The 21,623-nt window shown below is 41.3% G+C and carries 19 protein-coding genes; 2 read left to right on the plus strand and 17 right to left on the minus strand.

The window, feature by feature from the left end:
- Positions 1-11: 11 nt before the first annotated feature.
- The 17 genes from pseI to gmd form a co-directional block, all read right to left on the minus strand.
- On the minus strand, positions 12-1,085 hold the full coding sequence (gene pseI, locus E7303_RS12695; protein ID WP_292145706.1) for a pseudaminic acid synthase: 1,074 nt from the start codon (positions 1,083-1,085) through the stop codon (positions 12-14).
- On the minus strand, positions 1,086-3,014 hold the full coding sequence (gene pseF, locus E7303_RS18030) for a pseudaminic acid cytidylyltransferase (protein WP_330601679.1): 1,929 nt from the start codon (positions 3,012-3,014) through the stop codon (positions 1,086-1,088).
- Positions 3,011-4,216, minus strand: coding sequence for an ATP-grasp domain-containing protein (locus tag E7303_RS12710; protein ID WP_292145707.1), 1,206 nt, complete (start codon positions 4,214-4,216; stop codon positions 3,011-3,013). Before E7303_RS12710 ends, pseF begins: the two co-directional genes overlap by 4 nt.
- An 85-nt stretch (positions 4,217-4,301) precedes the next feature.
- The gene (locus E7303_RS12715; protein ID WP_292145708.1) at positions 4,302-5,867 is read right to left on the minus strand and encodes a hypothetical protein; all 1,566 of its coding nucleotides are present in this window, start codon (positions 5,865-5,867) and stop codon (positions 4,302-4,304) included.
- Entirely contained in the window at positions 5,864-6,871 is a 1,008-nt protein-coding gene (locus E7303_RS12720) for a glycosyltransferase family 2 protein (RefSeq protein ID WP_292145709.1), read from the minus strand. Before E7303_RS12720 ends, E7303_RS12715 begins: the two co-directional genes overlap by 4 nt.
- Positions 6,864-8,099, minus strand: a complete 1,236-nt coding sequence (locus tag E7303_RS12725; RefSeq protein WP_292145711.1) for a hypothetical protein — start codon at positions 8,097-8,099, stop codon at positions 6,864-6,866. The genes E7303_RS12720 and E7303_RS12725 overlap by 8 nt, the downstream gene beginning before the upstream one ends.
- Before the next feature lie 10 nt (positions 8,100-8,109).
- Positions 8,110-9,303: a glycosyltransferase family 4 protein gene (locus E7303_RS12730; RefSeq protein WP_292145713.1), complete on the minus strand. Its 1,194-nt coding sequence runs from the start codon at positions 9,301-9,303 to the stop codon at positions 8,110-8,112.
- A 9-nt stretch (positions 9,304-9,312) separates the two neighbouring features.
- Positions 9,313-10,590: a glycosyltransferase family 4 protein gene (locus E7303_RS12735; RefSeq protein WP_292145714.1), complete on the minus strand. Its 1,278-nt coding sequence runs from the start codon at positions 10,588-10,590 to the stop codon at positions 9,313-9,315.
- Positions 10,587-11,531, minus strand: coding sequence for a glycosyltransferase (locus tag E7303_RS12740; RefSeq protein ID WP_292145715.1), 945 nt, complete (start codon positions 11,529-11,531; stop codon positions 10,587-10,589). The genes E7303_RS12735 and E7303_RS12740 overlap by 4 nt, the downstream gene beginning before the upstream one ends.
- Before the next feature lie 10 nt (positions 11,532-11,541).
- Complete coding sequence (locus tag E7303_RS12745; RefSeq protein ID WP_292145716.1) at positions 11,542-12,654, minus strand: EpsG family protein; 1,113 nt, start codon at positions 12,652-12,654, stop codon at positions 11,542-11,544.
- Positions 12,655-13,464: a glycosyltransferase family A protein gene (locus E7303_RS12750; protein ID WP_292145717.1), complete on the minus strand. Its 810-nt coding sequence runs from the start codon at positions 13,462-13,464 to the stop codon at positions 12,655-12,657. It abuts the gene before it with no gap.
- A gap of 15 nt (positions 13,465-13,479) precedes the next feature.
- Entirely contained in the window at positions 13,480-14,565 is a 1,086-nt protein-coding gene (locus tag E7303_RS12755) for a YveK family protein (RefSeq protein WP_292145719.1), read from the minus strand.
- A 29-nt stretch (positions 14,566-14,594) separates the two neighbouring features.
- Positions 14,595-16,001 carry a sugar transferase gene (locus E7303_RS12760; RefSeq protein WP_292145720.1) on the minus strand — a complete coding sequence of 469 codons (1,407 nt, stop codon included), beginning with the start codon at positions 15,999-16,001 and terminating at the stop codon, positions 14,595-14,597.
- An 18-nt stretch (positions 16,002-16,019) separates the two neighbouring features.
- On the minus strand, positions 16,020-16,769 hold the full coding sequence (locus tag E7303_RS12765) for a glycosyltransferase family 2 protein (RefSeq protein ID WP_292145721.1): 750 nt from the start codon (positions 16,767-16,769) through the stop codon (positions 16,020-16,022).
- Positions 16,769-17,701: a glycosyltransferase family 2 protein gene (locus E7303_RS12770; protein ID WP_292145722.1), complete on the minus strand. Its 933-nt coding sequence runs from the start codon at positions 17,699-17,701 to the stop codon at positions 16,769-16,771. The genes E7303_RS12765 and E7303_RS12770 overlap by 1 nt, the downstream gene beginning before the upstream one ends.
- A 154-nt stretch (positions 17,702-17,855) precedes the next feature.
- A complete protein-coding gene (locus tag E7303_RS12775) occupies positions 17,856-18,797 on the minus strand; it encodes a GDP-L-fucose synthase family protein (RefSeq protein ID WP_334293926.1) in 942 nt (313 codons plus the stop codon).
- Positions 18,798-18,820: 23 nt separating this feature from the next.
- Positions 18,821-19,912: a GDP-mannose 4,6-dehydratase gene (gene gmd, locus E7303_RS12780; protein WP_022772648.1), complete on the minus strand. Its 1,092-nt coding sequence runs from the start codon at positions 19,910-19,912 to the stop codon at positions 18,821-18,823.
- Positions 19,913-20,067: 155 nt separating this feature from the next.
- Between gmd and E7303_RS12785 the strand changes: the two genes are divergently transcribed.
- Positions 20,068-20,928, plus strand: coding sequence for an AraC family transcriptional regulator (locus E7303_RS12785; protein WP_292145723.1), 861 nt, complete (start codon positions 20,068-20,070; stop codon positions 20,926-20,928).
- Positions 20,929-21,120: 192 nt separating this feature from the next.
- The gene (locus E7303_RS12790; protein WP_292145724.1) at positions 21,121-21,555 is read left to right on the plus strand and encodes a CAP domain-containing protein; all 435 of its coding nucleotides are present in this window, start codon (positions 21,121-21,123) and stop codon (positions 21,553-21,555) included.
- Positions 21,556-21,623 lie beyond the last annotated feature (68 nt).

The following is a 21,623-nucleotide window of genomic DNA, read 5'->3' on the forward strand; positions in this document are numbered from 1 at the left end:
ATGCCTCCATATCAGCAAAAATCTTCTTTGTGAAGTGGTTCACCTCTAAACAAATCTTTTGAAGCTATCTTACCTATTACATTATCATACTCTACAGGAGGAAGGCCATTTCCCTGCTGAGGTCTTATGGACCTTATATTTTCAGGGGTAAGTGCCTCTCCTTTTTTGATATCCTCAACTATGAAAAGAGATCTCGCTCCTTCTCTTTCCTTTTCCTGGAAAGGAGTAAGTTTATAATCCCTGCTTCCAAGGGCTTTTTCAACTATTCTGATGCTCTTTACCATATCGGCGAACTCTTCAGGCTCCATTGAAAAAGCGCCGTCTGCTCCGCCATCTGCCCTTCTTAAGGTCAGGTGTTTCTCAACCATTCTTGCCCCAAGAGCTACTGCTGCTGTAGGAACGGTTCCTCCCATTGTGTGGTCCGAAAGTCCCATAATACAGCCATATTCATCAGAAAGACCCTGGATCATATTGAGGTTAACATCCTCGTAAGGAGTTGGATAAGCTGAAACACACTTAAGTAAAACTATGTCCTTATTGCCTTCCTGAAGGCAGGCCTCAATGGCGAGCCTGATGTCGTCCATCCGTGCCACGCCTGTTGCCAGGATCATTGGCTTCTTTTTGGCTGCACATAGCCTTATGAGTGGAATATCCGTGATCTCATAGGATGCGATCTTGATGGCCGGCATGTTCATCTCTTCCACAAAATCAAGGGAAGTCTTGTCAAAAGGAGTTGAAAAGCAGTCCATACCAAGCTTATTAGCTTCTTCCATAAGCCTTGGCTGCCACTCCCATGGTGTATAGGCTTCCTGATAGAGCTTGTAAAGTGTCTTCCCATCCCAAAGGGTTCCGCCATCTATCTGGAAATAGCTCTTGTCACTGTCAATTGTCATTGTGTCGGCTGTGTAGGTCTGAAGCTTTACTGCATCTGCTCCTGCCTCTTTTGCCGCATGTATTATCTCAATTGCTCTGTTGAAATCATTATTATGGTTAGCTGACATCTCAGCAACGATATACACAGGATCGTCCTTGCCAATATAGTGATCAGCAAGCTTTATCCTCTGGTTTAATTCAAATCTGGGCATTTAAATTCCCTCCTGGAAATGGTTCTTCATCATGAATTCCTCGTTAGTCCATGGACTTCTGGCTTCGTAAAAAGAACCATCACTCTTTTTTACATATACCGCAGGAAAATAGTGTATGAAAAGTGGTGTTAAGCAGACTGTATAGCCGCCTGCATTTGTGAATACCACTCTGTCACCTGTTTTTAATTCCGCAGCATTTTCAACCGGGAACATTCTGTCATATTCCATGCAGGTAGCACCGCAGAACATCTGAGATGGGATCAGAGCTCTGCCACTCTCTTTCCCTTTATACTCAAGTCTGTGGGGATACCATCTTCTGGTAACCTGAGGGTTCATATTGACTCTGCTTCCGTCTATTATTACGTATCTGTGCTCTCTTACGTCCTTTGTATCAATAACACTTGTCACAAAATTAAAGCTTGATGAAACCATGGATACACCTGGCTCCATAACAAGTTTTGTCTTATTTACATCAAAATACTCTGAAAGAACTCCTGCTATAGCAGGTACATAATCTCTAAAATCAGGCTTTCCTTCTACTCCGCCGTAGTAGCCGCCTCCCATATCCACATAGTCAAGGGACAGGTCATACTCTTTTGCAACGAGTACTGCCACCTTGGCCAGGGCCTTATAAGCCTCAGTAGATCTGGATTTTGTTGATGAATGAAGGTGAAGACCTGCAACTCTTACGTTTGCAAGAGCTTTGACCTTGTTTATTACTTTTTCAAGCTCTCCATTTTCATAGCAGTACCCAAACCTGCTTCCCTCTTCATCTGCAAGAACTTCATCAGGAATAAGCTTTGCTATGTCATAATTTACCCTGACACCTACGTTAAAAGTCTTATCAGGGTGTGACTCTGCCAGCTCTTTTAACCATTCTGGCTCATAGTTTGAGTCCATATTTACAAGACCACCATTTAAAAGAACTTCCCTAAAGGTATCCTTGTCCTTAATAGGTCCGTTATAGATAATATCAGAGGCTCTAAAGCCTATTTTTCTGGATAATTCGTACTCTTCCTTTGAAACGACCTCAGCAAAAAAGCCGTTATCCCTAAAGTGGGCAAGGAGCCATGGAAGGGAGTTAGTCTTTACTGAATAAGAACAGATGTAATTGTTCCAGCTGCCCTGCAGTGCGGTTTTCAGCATATTGATATCCGCATCAAGAGCACTCTCATCAATCCTATAATAAGGTGTTTTTAATGAGGCGTCATCAAAGAGCCTGTGCTCATCGCTAGCTGCTCTTTCCTTTTTTGCCCTGAGAGCTTTAAACTTCTCCTCGGCAATTCTCCAGTCCTCAAAGGTATCTATATCCTGAACTTCATCTTCGCTCAAGATAACAGGGACCATATCATCAACGTCTGTTGTGTTATCCCTAAAAAAGGCATCTGTTCTGCAAGCGTAGAACTGGCCACTGTCATGGTAGAGCTTTTCAAGGTCCTGAGATCTGGTAGTAGCAAACTCAGGATACTTTCTCACAAGCCTCTCATTTTCTATAACAAAGCCTCTCTGTGGAGGATATGAAAACTGTGTAACAGGTGTAACTGATTCGTGGGTATCGAGGCACTTCATAGCTTCTGAAAGCCTCTGGGCTGTTATAAAAGGAGCTGTTGGGTAAATGCAGCAGAATCTGTCAAACTCCATGCCTCTTTCTTTATAGGCACCTAGGACTTCAGCGATAACTTCATCTGTTGTTGCAAAATCGCCTGAAGTCTCATTGGACCTCATAAATGGGACCTTTGCTCCGGCTTTTTTGGCAACTTCAGCTATAGCCTCATCATCAGTTGAGACCATTACTTCATCAAATGCTCCGCTTTCAATAGCAGCAGATATCGAATATGCAATTATGGGCTTTCCGCAAAATTCCTTTATGTTCTTTCCGGGGATTCTTTTGCTACCGCCCCTGGCTGTAATAATTGCAACGCTAGTCACTCTATCGCTTCCTCCACTTCAAACTTGCTCTTTATCTCATCGCACAAACGGTCAAGCTCCTCTTTTGATGAACCTTCAAGTACAAAGAAACCTCTTCCCATAATTGAAGCACCATTTGTCACTTTTCCAAGTGTCATGCCCTTTTCTATATTGCAGTTCCATGCCTTCAGAGGATATTTTTCCTTGAGGAACTTTTCCTCCGGAACTTTATTTACTCTGACATTTTCAAAATCAAAATATCTGATGATCATATGCTTTTTAACATTGGGTTCAAAAACATATCTTCTTCCAAGATCAGGAAGCGCATACTTTATGAACTCTACAACCTCATCAACTCCGCTTGCCATTGGAGTAAAGAGATTGTGCAGATTGTGGCCCGATGGTCTTGCTGAGGTCTCAATGATAAATGGCTTTCCATTTACATCTTTGATAATATCAGCGTGGATAAGGTTATTCTCAAAGCCAAGGGCCTCTCCTGTTTTCTGCATAAGGTCTTTTACCTTTTCAAAAAAGGCTTTGTTGTCATCATCCTCGATCACAGAATAATAGCCTACACATTCCCTGTAAGGAGGCAGGGTATTTCTTTTACCTCTAAGAAGGATCAGATGAAAGATCCCGTCAGTAAATACGCCGTCAACTCCATATTCAGGACCTTCTATACAGCTTTCAATGCAGTAATCCTCATCATATGGCATTTCCAGTAAAAAGCCCTTTACCAGGTCTTCTTTTGTGTTGTAGATCTGAACCCCTCTGCTTCCTGAGCCAAATCTGGGCTTAACCACCACCGGGTACTGCTCATTGAGCTCATCCGGGTCGCTGTATTCGCACCCCGCAGGAATTAGATACAGCTCAGCGTTTCTGAGCCCTCTCTCGCTCAAGACTCTGTGGAACTCATATTTATCAGTGCAAAGCTTTGCTGCATGCTCTGAAACACCGCAAAGTCCGTAGTGGTCATTGACAGCTCCTGTAGTTGTAAGGTACCTTCCGATAGGCACGGGTAAAACCACATCCGGCCTGTTTTCATCAAGTACTTCCAGGACTTTTCCCACATCTCTTATGTCTACGACAAAGGACTTATCAGCTGCCTTAAGTCCCGGAGCATTAGGGTTTCCGTCAAGGGCAACCACTTCAATGCCCATTTCTTTTGCTTTTCCAATTGTATAAATTGACTCCGAGCTGGCGCCAATAACTGCTGCTCTCATACATTTCCTCACTTTACATTACAGTATATCATAGCCTGCGCAATGTAGTTTGCTGTTCACCTTTTATTGGTAATTCTATAAATAATTATCTAAGTTCATAGGTGGTCCACATATCTTCACCACTTATGTATGTCTTTGTTTCTATATTGTGACAGGCATTTGTAAGATTCTCTATGGCCTGCTCCTGACAGTCTTCGTCAGCTACATAAAGAATTATTATTTCTGCATCTATGACACTCGTGTCAGTTAGCTGATCAAGGTTTTCTTCATTCATATAGAACACCTTGTCATACTCTAAAAGTTCATCGGTTAAGCGCCACACATTATAGGCTGTGGCAGGATTATACATAACAACCGCTACTGAATCTTTATTGTCCTTCGCATACTCTATCTTGGCTACATCTTCTTTATAAAGGAACAGCACATTCCCGTCATAGATAAGTCCTTTTAAAAGAAATGCCGCCATAGCTGCAGTAAATGCATAGAGATAAGTCTTGTTCTCCGCCGCATCAAATACATAGTAAATATCCCAGAAAAGAAGAAGGATAATAAGTCCATATATTGGCATCTCGTATCTGTTTGAAGCACTTCCAACCAAAAGAGCAGACTTTGCAGTCAGAAGGAAGTACCCAAGAGTTCCGATAGTCAAAAGAACAGCTTCCTGCTTGATCTTTTTGTGCTTTTTATTTTTTATCATAAGGGCCATAATGGCCATTACCAGCAAAAGAGCTGCTATTATCAGTCCACCTGCAAAAACATAGTCATTAAGAAGTCCAATGAAAAATGAAAGTCTTACAAGGGAGTTCTTTATATCAAAAAGGCTCCCTGCCGCATCGCTTCCCCTGTAGCCTCCAAACATGTGATGGACGCTGGCGGGATAAGTAAGCACTGCAAGTCCCAGCGATACCGCGCAGGACACTACATAGATCAGTGTATTATAGACATCTTTTTTATAAAAGAACATCCATACCGCAAGGCTAAATCCGATACTCACAAAGAAGAAAATGTAGAAGTACTGGATAAGAAATCCTACATAGGAAACGGCCATTACAGGGAGCATGAGCTTTATAATAAAGTCTTTTACCCTGTTCTTATATCTGTCATATTCCTGCATGACTCTCACATGGGTGTAAGCGCAGAGAAAAACTGCTGCTGTGAGCCAGGCATACATTCTGATGAGCATATTGCTTGAAATTGTAGCCGGATTGATTCCCCAGAATATAAGAGTCATGACTTTTACATAATAGGGAACACTGAGCCTGCTCATGAGAGCTGCCAGCGCAAGGAATGAAATAACAAAAGCTATTAAATTAGTGATAAGCCCTGTCCATTTGGTAAATGTTCCCGGCACAAAGGAGCAGAGGGTGTGGAATATCATGTAGTAAACAGGCGGGTGTACATCCCAGGACTGAACAAGCTTTACAAGTCCGTAGTTAAAACCCTCTCCCTCTTTTACCACAAATTCATCAAGGATGGTCTGTCTATCCTGCCACTGTCTGTCAGGCTCATAGAGGCCAAGGCTTCTGTTTGATGAGTAGTAGGTATAGTACTCATCCTCGTGATAGCCCTGTTTCTGAAAGCCATAGAACACACTGACTAAAAGAGATATGAACATTATTATGTAGATTGAAGCTCTTTTGATATTACTCATAGCCCTCTTACCCTGGCATGTGCCCTTCGAACAAATCTTGGGGCAGGCGCCAAAATGCAAAGATATATTTTCTGTTTTGTAGTCAAAAGTGGGTTAGACATCATTTTACAAAAATTTCCCCTGATATTTTTAACAACGTCCATATAAAATCCATTGTCTTTTGTCATCTTAGAAACAGGTATGTGCAAAAGATAGTCAAGCCTTTGGACAAATCCAAATCTCTCGGCAACCTTTGTAAGTTCCGGGTAGTCCTTTTTCACCAGTTCAAGCGCAACGTCTGCATTTCTCACAATGTCGGTAAAAACTGATGGAAAATAGTCCTTATCTTCCTTATTTTTCCTGGAGTTGCTGCCAAGTCTGTAGAACACGTGATAATACTGTTCAGGTAGGATAACAAGCTTATTAACATACTTCATGACATGTATCATGAGATAAAAATCTTCATTGAGCTCGCCCTCTGGAAATCTAAAGCCCTGATCAAAGATCTTTTTCCTGGTTATCTTGGTGCAAAAAGAAGCATCTCCCACATGCATAAGAAGCCTTTTCATCTGCTCCGCAGGACTTATTATCTCTTCGGTGGCAGGTGGAGTTACAACATCGGGGAGCTTAGTTCCATCTTCTGCTATCTCGTCCCTTGAAATCTGCACCATATCCGCATCATTTCGCTCTGCGGCCTCAATCAAAGTGGAATACATATGCTTATCAACAAAATCGTCGCTGTCAACAAAGCCAAGGTACTCGCCTGTAGCAGCTTCAATGCCAACATTTCTGGCACTGCTTGATCCGCCGTTTTCTTTGTGGATAACTTTGACATTTGAATACTTTTTTGCGAGTTTTTCTGCAACTAAAAGCGTTCCATCCGTAGATCCGTCATCTACAACGATTATCTCAAGAAGGTCCTTTGGATAATCCTGCATTGCCACAGACTCCACGCACTTTTCAAGAAGATTTTCTACATTATATGCAGGTATGATTACAGTCAGCGACTTATTTAAACTAGTCATTTACAATCTCCGTGCTCTTTTCAGGAACATTCATCTGAAGGTAGAGGTCATAACCAATGATCAGGATGATCACAAGCATAGCGCAGGTAAGTGGCCACAGTGAAAGAACTGTTGAGCCAAATAAAAATCTTGAATATGTGATCATAGTTATAACCTGAAGTGCTGCGCATATTGGCATTCTCTTGTAGCTAAAGAGCGCATATACGACAGTTAATATCTCAGGAAGATATCCATATCTCTCGTGCATTGCAGGAAGGCAGAAGCAGCAAACCTCCGCTGTAAATATAACAAGAGTTATCATAAATCTTGTGGTAATTTCAAATTTCTTTTTATAGGAATAGTAAGCTATCATACCCATTATGATGACTGTAGCCATTGTTCCGGCTGAAATGATGATCTTCCTCACATCCTTTGAAAGGTCTGATGCGATAATGGTGTAGATGCTTGGATAGTTCATTGAAAGTCTTGAAAACATTGTTACCTGTTTTCCATAGATTCCAAGGAGGTCAGCCCAGCTTCTTCCGGCGATGGCACATGGGATCATAGCTGCAACATGAACTACAGGAACCCATAAGATGTATCTGATCTTAATTCTGTTCTTAAGCCACATGATTATGATAAATGGCATAAAGAAAATGGCCTGCTGCTTGAAACTATAAGATAACGCAAGATATATAAATGCTCTGTTGTCTTTTCCCTTGATAACACTAAGAAGAGATAAAAGAATGAATGATGTAAAGATAGAATCATTCTGAGCCCAGGCTGCGCTGTTAAGTACAACTGAAGGAAGGAACATAACTGCCGCAAAAGCCATAAGAGACTTTCTGACACTTCCAGCTGTAACGTTATATGCAATGCGCATGATAGTAATAGCTGCAACATAATCAAATATGACAGAAACTGTTTTTACCAGATACATATCGTCAATTCCACCACCAATGTAGTGAAGGATTACGATTACATACTGGAACATACAGTTGTAATCGAATGTACTTGCATCACTTACACCGGGCTTTATACCAAGATATGCAAAACCGCCGGCTTCATGGCATTCTCTCATCCAATCCGCAAAGGCAAGAGTGTAGTCGCCTGACGCAATGTCGTAAAGTGATAGTCTAAAGTACAGTCCAAGACACGCAATGATCGTAAAAAAGAACAGATCAAAAAGCGTGATGGTCACTCCAAAAATAGTAATTTCTGTTTCAAAAAACTTGTCGATAGATCTCATAATTTCCTCTTTATTCTAAGTGATTATCTTCCTGCATGGTCCTCAAAAATCCCGCAGGTCTTATATTAATAGCTTCGCTCATGGGACCGTCTGCAGCCGGAATAGGCTCTTTTCCTTCAAGGAATTCACTGCAAAATCTCACAAATTCCCTTGCTGCATTTTCGGCATTCCACAATTTTTCTATGGTTTCTCTTGATTTTCCACCAAAGTTCTCTATGTTTTCCCTGTTTTCAAACAGGCTCAGGACCTTCCCGGAAAAATCTTCAAAACTTCCATTAACATAAGAATATCCATTATAGCCATTCTTTATCAAAAATGGAACAGCGCCCGCTTCCCTTGAAGCAACTACCGCGCAGCCACAGCCCATGGCCTCGTTAACAACTGCTCCCCAGCCTTCCAGGTAGTTACTTGTAAAAAGAAATACATCAGAAGCTTTCATATATTCCAAAACTTCTGCAGGACTCTTTTGTCCCACAAAATTCACGACATCTGAAAGTCTCATATCTGCTGCAAGCTTCTCAAGAGATTGTCTCTGGTTTCCATCTCCCACTATATCAAGAGAAAAATCATATCCCTTTTCCTTAAGTAGTCCCGCAATCTTTACAGCAAATTCAGGATGCTTTAGCTTGATAAGTCGTCCTGCCCAGCAGATCTTTACTTTTCTGCCGGCTATAGGCTCTTTATCCACATTTATGCTGCTGATCTCGGGGAAATATCCCCATTTGAGCTTCTTATGTGGATAACAGCATATAAGATCAAAGTCCGATGCCACGTAAGCTCCGGCACACAAAAGATATACCGGCTTATGCCTGTAAACAAAGTGCTGATGATACTTTTTTATAAGGCCTCTGGGGCTTACTGCCTTCCACTGGCCCTCCCTGTAAATTCTCTCACTGAGCCTGAAGGAGAGCTTCCCTGATGAAAGTCTCTTTTTTTCAAGATTCTCAATAAGTTCGTCGGACCAGCCAAAGATCACAACGTCGCTGTCAGTAATAAGTTTTTCACACTTTTCCCGGTCTTCGTAAAAAAGCTCAACATAAGGATAAGCCTTTGGATCAACTGCCCATCCCATTTTAATTCGCTCTTCTTCCATTGGGCTTGTCTGGATAAAGGTAAAAGAGCCTTTTCCGGCCACCTTCTCCATAGCATTGCAAAACGGGATCTGATGGTGATTTATGTAATTGGACACAAAAGTAATTACCATGTTTTCCCCTTATTTACTGCTGATCTCATCATATATTTCAAGAAGTCTCTTATAATTTGCATCTGGATCATGAGTAACCCTTGCCTTTTTTGCTGCATTTTCTCCATAAACAGAAGAAATGACAGGTTCATCCCACATCTGAAGTATAGCCTTTGCAAGCTCCTCCACATTTCCTCTCTCAAAAAGAATTCCGTCCTTGCCTGAACTAACAAGGCTTGGGATTCCACCGGCCATTGATGCCACCACGGGAACTCCCAAAAGCATAGCCTCTCCCACTGAATTTGGAGAATTCTCCAGAATTGAAGGGCAGATAAAGAGACTGCTCTTTAAGTATCTTTCTTTCATCTCAAGATCGGATAAAAGCCCTATCATAGTCACCTTATTTTTCAGCTTCCCATTAGAAATAAGGGATTTAATGTATTTGCCGTAGGCACTTGCCCTCAAAAAATATGGGTACTTGCTCTTTCCTTTGCCAATTATGTTGTTGCCGGCAACGTAAAGATGGGCATCCGGATATTTTTCCAAAATCTTTGGCATAGCCTGAAGTACAAAGTGAAAGCCCTTAAGGGGATAATCTCCCTGAGATAAAAAGATGCTGTGGGGCTCCACATTTTTTTCATCCCACTTGCCATCATAAAAACAAGGCCTCATGGTCTCATTCATGGCAAAATATCTGGCATTTGGGTTTATCTTAGAAGTGACACTTCTGTCAAAAGCAGTTCTTCCTGTGATGTTTCCTGTCAGCAACAGCGCCTGCTTTTCATGGTCTGCTCGAAGCTTATACTTTTCAACCTGATCAAGCAGGGAATCTTTTTTTAGCCTGTCCCTAAATGTTGCCGCTTTTTGAACCTTTTCAGGAATCTGCGCCATATAATCTTTTTCTATTTCGCAGCAAAGGCCCTGGATTCCCACAAGAGCTTTTTTAGGGTCATCCATCACCTTGAGCATGGCAAGTGTATGGGGAAATTCCGTGCCAAATATATGGACAATATCAGGCTTAAAGTCTTCTAATATATTGCGAAATCTTCCTTCAAGAGACTGGTCATAGTTTTCAGGGTGAGCAAGGTCCTCATCAAATCCATAGAATGTGATGCCTTCTATTTCCTCTTTATCCTGAACTATTTCGGACTCTTTTGGAAAACAAATAGCCAGTGTTATTTTATTATCATCAGCTTTTTGGAGCCTTTCAAGGCACCCGGACAGCCATCCCTCTCTAACGGAAAAAGAGATATCTTTTGCCCTGGCGTATACCGGAAGCATGATGTTGCAAAGCCACAGTACTCTCAATTCTTTTTATCCTCTCTTTTACCTCTTACATTGTAGATGGCATTCTTTACAAGATTGTACCCCTTGGAAGTCACTTTGTTGGAATCAAGAAATGTCCTGAATTTGGCAAAAGTCACAACCCTGAGGAAGTCGTATTTTCTAATCTGAGCTCCTGTAAGGTAGTGCTTTATGACTTCTTTCCTTTCTTCTTCAGATATCTTTTTATTCTGAGCTGAGTATCCACCGCCCTCATAGTTTGCAATCGTGATCCCCATGTAGTCAGTCACCGCTTTTTCTCTGTAAAAGCATCTCAAAAACTGCTCATAGTCTGCTCTGACTTTGTATTTAAGGTCAAAATGATTGCCAAACATAAGTCTCTCATCATAAAAGCAGGCCTGGTGTGAAGGAACATTTCTATAGCAGGCGTAGTCATCAATGTGCGGGTTGGAAGGAATCCTGTTTCCCGTTGTCTGGTCAAAAATGTCTCCATAAAAAATAGTAGGAAGTGTTGTGCCCTCTTTTTCCTGCCTACTCACAATAAAATCATGTACATTTTGTAAAACATTTTCATCTCTGAACTCGTCGCCGCAATTCAAGAAATAGATATAGGAAGGAGCTTCTCCTGCCCTTAAGATCCTCACTTCATCTGTCTGTTCATCCAGGTCTTTGCCCCTGGCATCAATTATCTTTTCCTCAAGATAGGAAACTGCAATATTCATAGCATGGTAGATACCGTTGTCGCAGCTCTCAACAAGAGTCATTTTTCCTTCTGCATCTTTGCCATCAGCAGAGAACCCGTACTTTTCCCTAAGCATATCTATAGAGCCGTCAGTTGACATTCCGTCTTTGACAAGGACCCTGTAGCTGTCATAGGTCTGCTTTTTGATACTCTCGATGGTGTCGATTATTCTTTTTCCGGGATTATATGAAACTACAATTATAGTAAAAAAAGGCTTTTTCATATGTCGCTCCTTAGTAGCCCCTTTCTGAAAGTGTCAGAGGCATCTCATCGAAAAGAATTGTCTTATAGGGAAGGATCCTGACTCCATCCGCTGAAGCTCCCCTCATATAAAGTGCGAAGTACCCAAGGCAGAAAAGAACTGTCAAAACCGTCAGAAGTTTCTTTTTCCTGTCATCCCTGATATGAAGCAAAAGAGCCGGTACAAACAGTATATGTGTCACTGTCAGGTAATATCCTATTCTGGAGATTATGGGTAAAAAAGATCCAAATACGTAAAGGGCAAGGGCCATGATGTTGCAGTGGAAATAGAACATATAGCGCTTATCTGTATTTACCACATCTTTAAACAGCCACAGGGATATCACCAGTATTAAAAAACACCTTAATATGCTAACAGGGCTTGTTCCGCCTGAAAGATATTCCGTATCCTTGTAAGAGGGATATAAGAATATCACTATTTTCAGATAAAGATCCTGCAAAAAGAGGCAGGATATGCACATGAGTCCAAAAAGTCCGTACATCCACCTTCTCCATCTGATGGATGCAAGGGGATATAAAACCAGTATCAACAGTACTGACTTATGAAAAAGAGCTCCTATAAGAGCCAAAAGAATAAACCTTGGCCAGTCTTTTTTCAGAACGAATTTCACTGAATACAGGGCCATTCCAAGGGCCAGATAATATCTGACTGTACTGATGGACTGAAAGTAGTAACCAAGCAGCATGAACATCATAAAGCTAAATGAAAACCACTCGCTCTGCTGCCACATGGCTGTCATAAAAAATAAAACCGTAAAAAATGTAAAAACAGCAAAAACCAGAATATAATTCTCAAATCCGCAGAGGTAATAAATTGCATAGGTCAGAGCGTTAAATCCGGGCTCTGTGGGAACATAGGCGTGGCTAAAAACCAGGTGCATGAATTCAACGTACTTGGCATAGTCATTGCCCACGTTTACTCTCAGGGCCGGAACCCAAAACAGCGCAGAAAAGATAAAGAGCAAAACTATTACGTTTACTGCTCCCTGTCTTGTCACTGTACCACTTCCGATATTTAGTTTCGTCTGCCTAAGAAGTAGTGCCAAAAGCACAACTACTGCAGTCAGTGTCAGATATATCGCCATTTATACCTTCTCTAGTGTCTTGCCGTGGTCAACTCCGTCCCACAGTATCTTTACACTCTTAAAAAGTCCCATTTCATTACACATGATATTTCTATTTTTTAATAAATATCTAAAGCCCAGTATCTTTGCCATTTTCCCGTAAAGGAAATGGTATAGGACTCCTCTGTCAAAAAAGAACTTGTCATTGTATCCCTTAAACCAGGTGGACTCGTTAGGTCTTTCATGTCCCACAACAACTGTGGTTCTGTAAAGATTAAGGCCGGCCTTTAAACAGTCATGTAAAAATAAGCTGTCCTCGCCGTTCATATAGGGTGCTCCGCCGCCAAAAAGCAGAGAAAATCTCACATTTTTACCTATAATCTTCTCTCTCCTGGCAAAGACTGCGTAGGAGGGATATCTTCCATAATTTTTCCAGTTAACCTTTGCAAAGTCCTCATTCCAGTAGGTTTCTCTGCCTTCCTGGGCCTTTACATTAAAAAGAAGAAGGTCAGCCTCAGGATGAGCATCAAATTCACCAAGGACTTTTTGCACATAGCCCTCATCATAGATAATGTCATCATCGGCAAACTGGATGATCTCGTGGTCAGCGTGCTCAAGAGCTGTATTTCTGGAAAGGCCAACGCCCTTCTCGTTTCTTTGAAGGACCAGAATGCTTTTGCCCTTAAACTCTCTTTTTTCCTCAGTGTCAGGCGCTTTTTCACCTATTATCTGATTCACGATCACAGCATCTGAGGAAATGTTCATATCCTCAAGAAGGCTGTCTATATTTTTATTTACAGCTGAAACCAGTATTTGTAGCCTCTCTGGCATGCATCTTACCTCTATTTATAGTCTGTAGTATTTTTTCAAAAACTTCTCATCTGCTCTGACAAGAACAACTCCAAGGATAGGGCACTCATGTTTCTGGAGCTGTGCAACTATGTGGTCATTCATAGTGCCGCATCTCTTTCCTGCAGGGATTCCAAGGATAACTCCGTCGCAGGTTCCGATCTTCCTGTAGTTTTCAAGGACATTGCCAGGTGTCTCCATAGCTGTGATATTCTCAGTCTGAGCACTGAACCTGCTTCCAAGGGACTCTTTAACAGTCAAAAGATCTTTTTCCGAAACTGAAACGTCAAGTGCACTGTCAGTTGAGATGAATATGACCTTTTCAGCCCCTGCCACATGTTTTTCGAAGGCAGCCTGAAGTTCATTTCTAAAATATTCATTTTTACCTGCAACTCCAAGTACAGGAATGCTAAACCTTTTCTCTATATCTTCAGGAACATAGACCGCATCATCAAGCGCATCTATAAGCAAAAGCACAAATATGGCAAGCACCAAACATGCAACTGCTCCAAAAGCTGCTGCCGTGAAGGTCTTATTGCTGTATGTTACAAGGGCAGCCTCTGACTTACTAAGGAGCTTAATTGATGTGAAAGCGTCATTGGTCTCGCCGTAGTTTTCAAGGGATTTATCTGTCGCATCAGTAATGAGGTCTGCGTGGTCCTTATTATTGTTTTTTACTGTCACAAGAAGGAGTCTTACATCTGAAGGGATCTCGGCAGCAATAGAATCTGCCACTTCCTGCCTTGTTATCTCATCCTCTGAAGCTCCTGCCTTCCCCAGATTATTCATGACTTCATCAAGGATGTCGTCAGTTGTCATCAAAAGGCCCCAGGTATAAGCGTTATAGGAATCAACCTGGCTCTTTGCATTTTCATCGTAAGCAAATTTTATATAGAGCTTTGACTCAGTGCTATAGGTCTTTTCTGGGCCAAAGGTCACGGTGACAAGCGTGTATATGCAGCCTGCGATTATGGCTCCGATAATCGCAGCAAGGGGAATGATCCATATTTTCTTAATAAGTCTTAAATAGAAACTCCTAAGATCAAGAGTTTCATCCATATGTCTTAAATCACTTCTTCCCATGTTGTCACCTCTGTAAAAGCATGTTTATGTCAAGAGTTCTTCTGTGCAGTGGTCTGTCCTGATTCAACACCCTCTGTAGAATCAGGGGTAAAAAGAATCTTAACTGTAAGCAGCATCAGCTTGATATCAAGCCATACTGAATAGTTCTCAATGTAAGTAAGATCGAGCTTTAATTTATCATAAGGAGTAGTGTTATATTTACCGTAAACCTGCGCATAGCCCGCAAGTCCGGCTTTTACCTTCATTCTGAACGCAAACTCAGGCATCTCCTTAAGATACTGCTCAATGATCTCAGGTCTCTCAGGTCTTGGTCCGATGAAGGACATCTCTCCCTTAAGGATGTTAAAGAGCTGAGGAAGTTCATCAATTCTGCAGGAGCGGATAAACTTACCGATTGGAGTAATTCTTGAGTCGTTCTTGGCAGCAAGGCGGGCAACTCCGTCTTTTTCTGCATCAACTTTCATGCTCCTGAATTTCATGATCCTGAACTCTTTCCTATTAACTGTACAACGAACCTGTTTATAGAGCACAGGGCCGCCATCATAGGCCTTTATGATAATGGCTGTGATCAGCATTATTGGCGATGTCAGTACTATGAGAACAAGAGAGATGATAATGTCAAAAAATCTCTTTATTGCTCTCTGCTCGATCTTTATGGCATATTCTCTAAGGAGCAGCACAGGTGTATCAAACAAATGAAGCTGTGATGAACCTTTTAAAAGAACATCCGTTATTTTGGGCATTACATATATACGAATATTGTTGCCATAGCAGTACTTTACAAGACCGTTTCTGAACTTGCTTGGTACATCCCAGATGATCACTCCGTCGTAGTCACCCAGGCACTCTTCATATATCTTGTCGATACCTTCATCAATGTTCATTTTCTTTTTGATGTGGTACTTATCTTTTCTGGAGTTGAACTTGGTAACAATATCATCAACTGAGTACTCACCGCTTATAAGAAGGAGCTCTCTTGGCGGGAATATGGCCATATATATGGCGTTGGTGATATAGGCCCAGGCAAAAGAAATAATGAGCTGGATCACAAATATCTCAACCATTGGGACAACTTTTACCAGCCAGTTTCTCAAAAGGGCAATCTGGAAATAGGAGATGAAATTCACCATAAACAGCGCGAAAATCTGTGAAAAGAACACATCCATTGGCTTAAGATAACCAATCTTAAGACCGCCGTAAGTATTTGAGAAGAATAAAAGCAATACAAAATATATTGCCAGAATCAACAGATGTCCACGAAAATACAGTTTTAATCCACTACCTAAATTGTATCCGTCGACACTGATACGAGTAGATGAAACTATTGGATAATATGTGTTAAACCAAAACCATGCGTACACAGCAGTCTGCATACTTAATCCGATAAATCCCAAAAACAGCACAAGGATTCTCTTCACTGATTCCACATGTTTCATAAATTCCCCTTTTAGCGATCAAAAGAGCCTTCTAAGTGTGGCTCTTACCGCCCATCCTCCAAAATAAAATATTGATTCCAAGACTGATAAATTAGCTATATTTCTGTACAAAAACCAAATTCTCTCAACTGCAACGAACTTATTGGAAGAAAGAGATTTGGCAGGCCTTCTGTAAATAGCAAGATTCTCATTAAGGCCGTAAGCGGTGATGCCGCTCTTTAGTATTCTCCACCAGGTGGCTGTGTCCTCACTTGGAACCTGGGGCATATGGATTATCTCCATATCTATTTTTTCTGTATCAAACATAACAGTTGTTGTGAATATAATTGTTCTGGAAAGAGCCTTCCTAAAGGTAAGCTCCTTTGGAACATTTACAACTTTGCCTGTAGGCCTGGCGTTCTCATCCCCAAACTCATAGGAATGAAAAGCAAAGGCTGCGCCGGTCTCTTCCATGAATGCGATCTCTTTTTCCAGCTTCTCCGGTTTCCAAACATCGTCGGCATCAAGGAAAGCAATATATCTCCCAGCCGAAGCGTCGATACCGATATTTCTTGCAGCTGCCGCCCCTTCATTTTTTTCTTTCCTGATGAGACGGATTCTTTTGCCCATGGAAGAGATAAGCTCTTCGATATAATCGGCACTTCCATCTCTGGAGGCATCATCTACCAGTATAAGCTCCCAATCCTTATAGGTCTGGGCACACACCATGTCTATACAGTCTTTAATATATTTTTTTGCATTATAAACAGGAACTACAATACTGACCATTAAATTTCCTCTTTTACTATATAAAGTGGACGCTTTTTAACCTCAAGGTATGTCTTTGAAAGGTACTGGCCCACAATTCCTATACAAAAGAGCTGTACTCCGCTTACAAGCAAAATGATACAAACAAGTGATGGCCATCCACTTGTAGGATCTCCGTAAAGGGATTTTCTGACAATCGTAAAAATGATAAAGAAGAAAGCCAGTACACAGAACAAAACTCCGATGAGTGATGCAAATGCAAGGGGAACTGTTGAGAATGCCACAATTCCATCAAGTGCGTAAACAAAAAGCTTCCAGAAGGACCACTTTGTTTCGCCCTTCATACGCTCGATATTTTCAAATTCTATCCACTTATTCTTAAATCCAACCCAGCCAAAGATACCTTTGGAGAATCTGTTATACTCCTTCATTGAAAGGATGGCATCCACAAACTGTCTGGTCATGAGCCTGTAATCTCTTGCTCCGTCAACGATCTCGGTTTTTGAAACCTTGTTAATAAGTCTGTAGAACATCCTTGCAAAGAATGATCTGATAGGCGGCTCGCCCTTTCTGTCTACTCTTCTGGTGGCTACGCTGTCATACCCCTCATTGACAATAGCCTCGTACATCTGTGGCAAAAGAGCCGGTGGGTCCTGAAGATCACAGTCCATGATAGCAACGTAGTCGCCCTTAGACTTTTCAAGTCCCGCGTACATAGCAGGCTCTTTTCCAAAGTTTCTGGAAAAGTTAATAAGGTGCACTCTCTCATCCTTAGCCGCAAGTTCTTTTACCCTTTCAACAGTCTTATCCTTAGAGCCATCATTAACATAGATAAATTCAAAGTCAACATCATGACCTTTGAAATAAGCTTCGTTCTTCAATACCTCATTGTAGAAATCTGCAATATTCTCTTCTTCGTTATAGCAAGGCACTATAACACTTAACAGTCCCATTCTATTTACTCCCGCCTTATAAATTAATTATCAGCGCATACTAAGCGCAATTCTATTCAGTATTTTACACTTAAAGCCATGGTCTTTCAACCTATGGCCTTTATTGGACTAAAAAACCCGCCAGTGAGGCGGGTTTTCAAAATCTGCATATTTATTATCTTTCTGCGCGCATAGGATTGTTAAGGAAATCCTCGTATGCAAGCTTGATACCATCATCAAGTTCTGTCTTGTAGGTCCATCCAAGATTCTTGGCCTTTGATACATCAAGAAGCTTTCTTGGTGTGCCGTTTGGCTTTGAAGGATCCCATCTTATCTCTCCTGTGTAACCAATGATCTTGGCTACTTTCTCAGTAAGCTGCTTGATTGTCAGCTCTTTTCCTGTTCCTGCATTAACAGTCTCGTTGCCACTGTAGTTATTCATAAGGAATACGCAGAGGTTTGCAAGGTCATCTACATAAAGGAACTCTCTGAGTGGACTTCCGTCTCCCCAACATGTAACGTAAGGAAGATTCTGCTCTTTTGCCTCATGGAAACGGCGAATAAGTGCAGGAAGTACATGTGAGTGAGTTGGATGGTAGTTATCATTTGGTCCGTAGAGGTTTGTAGGCATAACTGAGATATAGTCAGTTCCATACTGCTTGTTCAGATACTCGCAATACTTAAGTCCTGAGATCTTAGCAAGGGCATATGCCTCATTTGTCTTCTCAAGCTCTGATGTAAGAAGGCAGTCCTCTTTCATAGGCTGTGGAGCCATTCTTGGATAAATACATGATGATCCAAGGAACTCAACCTTTTTGCAGTTGTTCTTCCATGCTGAGTGGATAACGTTCATCTCTAGGATCATGTTCTCATACATGAAATCTGCAAGGGCCTCTGAGTTACCCATGATTCCACCAACCTTAGCAGCTGCAAGGAATACGTACTCAGGCTTCTCTTCTGCAAAGAACTTTTCAACCTCATCCTGTCTTGTAAGGTCAAGCTCTTTGTGAGTTCTTGTAACGATATTAAAATATCCCTGTCTATGCAGTTCTCTGACAATGGCTGATCCAACCATTCCTCTGTGACCTGCTACATAAATCTTAGCATCAAAATCCATCATTGTTTTTTACCTTCTTTTAATTATTTATCAATACCTTTTTCAAGGAACTCTGCAAGGTTAAATTCAACATGCTCATTGGCTCTCTCAACAGCAACCTTGGCCATATCATGCTCAACCATGATTCTTACAAGGTCTTCGAAAGATGTTGACTGTGGATTCCAGTGAAGTTTCTCTTTTGCCTTTGTAGGATCACCCCAAAGGTTAACAACGTCTGTAGGTCTGTAGAAATCAGGTGAAACCTCTACAAGAACCTTACCTGTTGCCTTGTCATAACCCTTCTCGTCTGCGCCTTCGCCCTTGAACTCAAGCTCGATACCTGCATAGTGGAATGCAAGCTGTGCAAACTCTCTAACTGAGTGCTGAACACCTGTTGCGATAACGAAGTCTTCAGGCTTGTCGTTCTGAAGGATAAGCCACATACACTCTACATAATCCTTGGCATATCCCCAGTCACGAAGACTTGAAAGGTTTCCAAGATATAGCTTGTCCTGTTTGCCCTGTGCGATTCTTGATGCAGCAAGAGTGATCTTACGTGTTACGAAAGTCTCTCCTCTTCTCTCTGACTCGTGGTTGAAAAGAATACCTGAGCAGCAGAACATGTTGTAAGCTTCTCTGTACTCTTTTACGATCCAGTAGCCGTAGAGCTTAGCTACAGCATATGGGCTATATGGATGGAAAGGAGTCTTTTCATTCTGAGGAACTTCCTCAACCTTTCCGTAAAGTTCTGAAGTTGAAGCCTGGTAGATACGGCAAGTATCAGCAAGACCGCACTGACGAACAGCCTCTAATACTCTAAGAACGCCTGTTGCGTCTACATCTGCAGTGAACTCAGGTGAGTCAAAAGAAACCTGAACGTGTGACTGTGCAGCAAGGTTGTAGATCTCGTCAGGACGAACCTTTCCTACAACACCAAGAATGCTCATTGAATCGCCAAGATCGCCATAGTGAAGGTGGAAATGAGGCTGACCTTCAAGGTGAGCAATTCTTTCTCTGTAGTCCACAGATGATCTTCTGATTATACCGTGAACGTCATATCCTTTTTCCAAAAGAAACTCTGCAAGATATGAACCATCCTGTCCTGTTATACCTGTTATTAAAGCTTTTTTTGCCATAAGTTTTCCTTTCAATTCAAAACAATTATTTGCATTTTTCTATGCTATTATATTGCGTGGCTTTCTGCTTTTAAATTCACTTTCTTGATTTTTATTTGCATTATCTTGATTAGTTGTTTATACTAGCAATTATCATTGTTATGGAGTATTTTATTATGAAAAACAGATTATTTCAAGGCGAATACGTATCCTCTGACAGGCTCCTTTATACCCCGTCAGAATTCGCAAAAAGCAACCTTTTTTACCTTCAGGAAATAGGTTCACTTAAGGCTCAGAAAAAACATACCAGCAAGAGACAGAACCTGTCCTCATTTTTGTTTTTTTATATACGATCAGGAAGTGGATATTTGGATTATGAAGGCCGGGAATATGAGATAAAGGCAGGAGACTGCGTGTTTATCGATTGTCAGAAACCTTACTCCCACAGAACTTCTGAGGATCTGTGGTCTCTTGAATGGATCCACTTCAATGGAAATGTAGTTCTTCCTATTTACTTAAAGTACGTGGAAAGAGGCGGCCAGCCCATTTTTCACCCCGATAATCCAGAAGAAATCGAAAGAATTTTTGACGGCATAAAGACAATTGCCTATTCCGATGATTACATCAGGGACATAAGGATCAACGAGGGACTCTCATCCCTTCTTACATTCATTATGTCTTTTAGCTGGAATCCTGATATAGTACCGGAAAACAGCAATTCCAAGACTCTCTTTATGCTAAGGGAATACCTAGATAGTCACTATCAGGAAAAGATCACCCTGGATAATCTTGCAGATAAGTTCCTGATCAACAAATATGCCCTCTCCAGAGGCTTCAAAGAGCAGTTTGGAACCTCTATCATCAACTACCTCTTATCTGTCAGGATAACCCATGCCAAGCAGCTCCTTAGGTTCTCTTCTGACTCTGTGGAAGAAATCGGAAATCAGTGCGGTATATCACCTCTGTACTACTTTTCTCGTATTTTTAAGCAGATAGAGGGGATAAGCCCTATGGAATACAGATCCCAGTGGAAGTGATAAAAGTGCAATCGCAAAAATAAAAATATTATAAACGGTTTATTAATACTTAATAAAACTCGAAAACGTTTACTTTAAAAAACTGTTAAAACCTCTAAAATACAGTTAATAATCGTTTTTTCGTATATTAATTACAGTATCATCCAATTATAGGAAAGATTAATTTTTAGTTCTTATAAACGGGGATACTATATGAAAAGATTTCTATGTGGACTTCTGCTCATAGTTTTTATGAGTATGTGGATAATTCCCATAAACTCGAAGGCTGCTTCGAAGGATGATATTCTGACTCAGATAAATGCAGCAAGAGAAGCTGCTGGATTGCCCACGCTCACATATAGCGAAGACCTTGAAGCTGCCGCAAAAATAAGGGCAGAAGAATGTGCCAGCAGCTTTTCGCATATCAGGCCCTGCGGATCAGCCTGGCATACAGTTGGCTTTACCCGGGGTGAAAATCTGGCCCACGCAGAAAATGAAAATCAGCGCAAAGCCGAGAACGTCGTACTTGCCTGGCTCTTATCGCCCAAGCACAAAGAAAATGTGCTTCGAAGCTGTTTCACTTCAGTTGGAGTTTCTTACTACAGCGATTCAAACGGGCAAACGTATATTGCCTGTGAATTTAATTAAAATAAGGGGCAGACAGTGGGGACGGTTCTTTTGACTTATTGTGAACAATAAGTCAAAAGAACCGTCCC

Source organism: Butyrivibrio sp. (assembly GCF_015056685.1).
GTDB lineage: Bacteria > Bacillota > Clostridia > Lachnospirales > Lachnospiraceae > Butyrivibrio.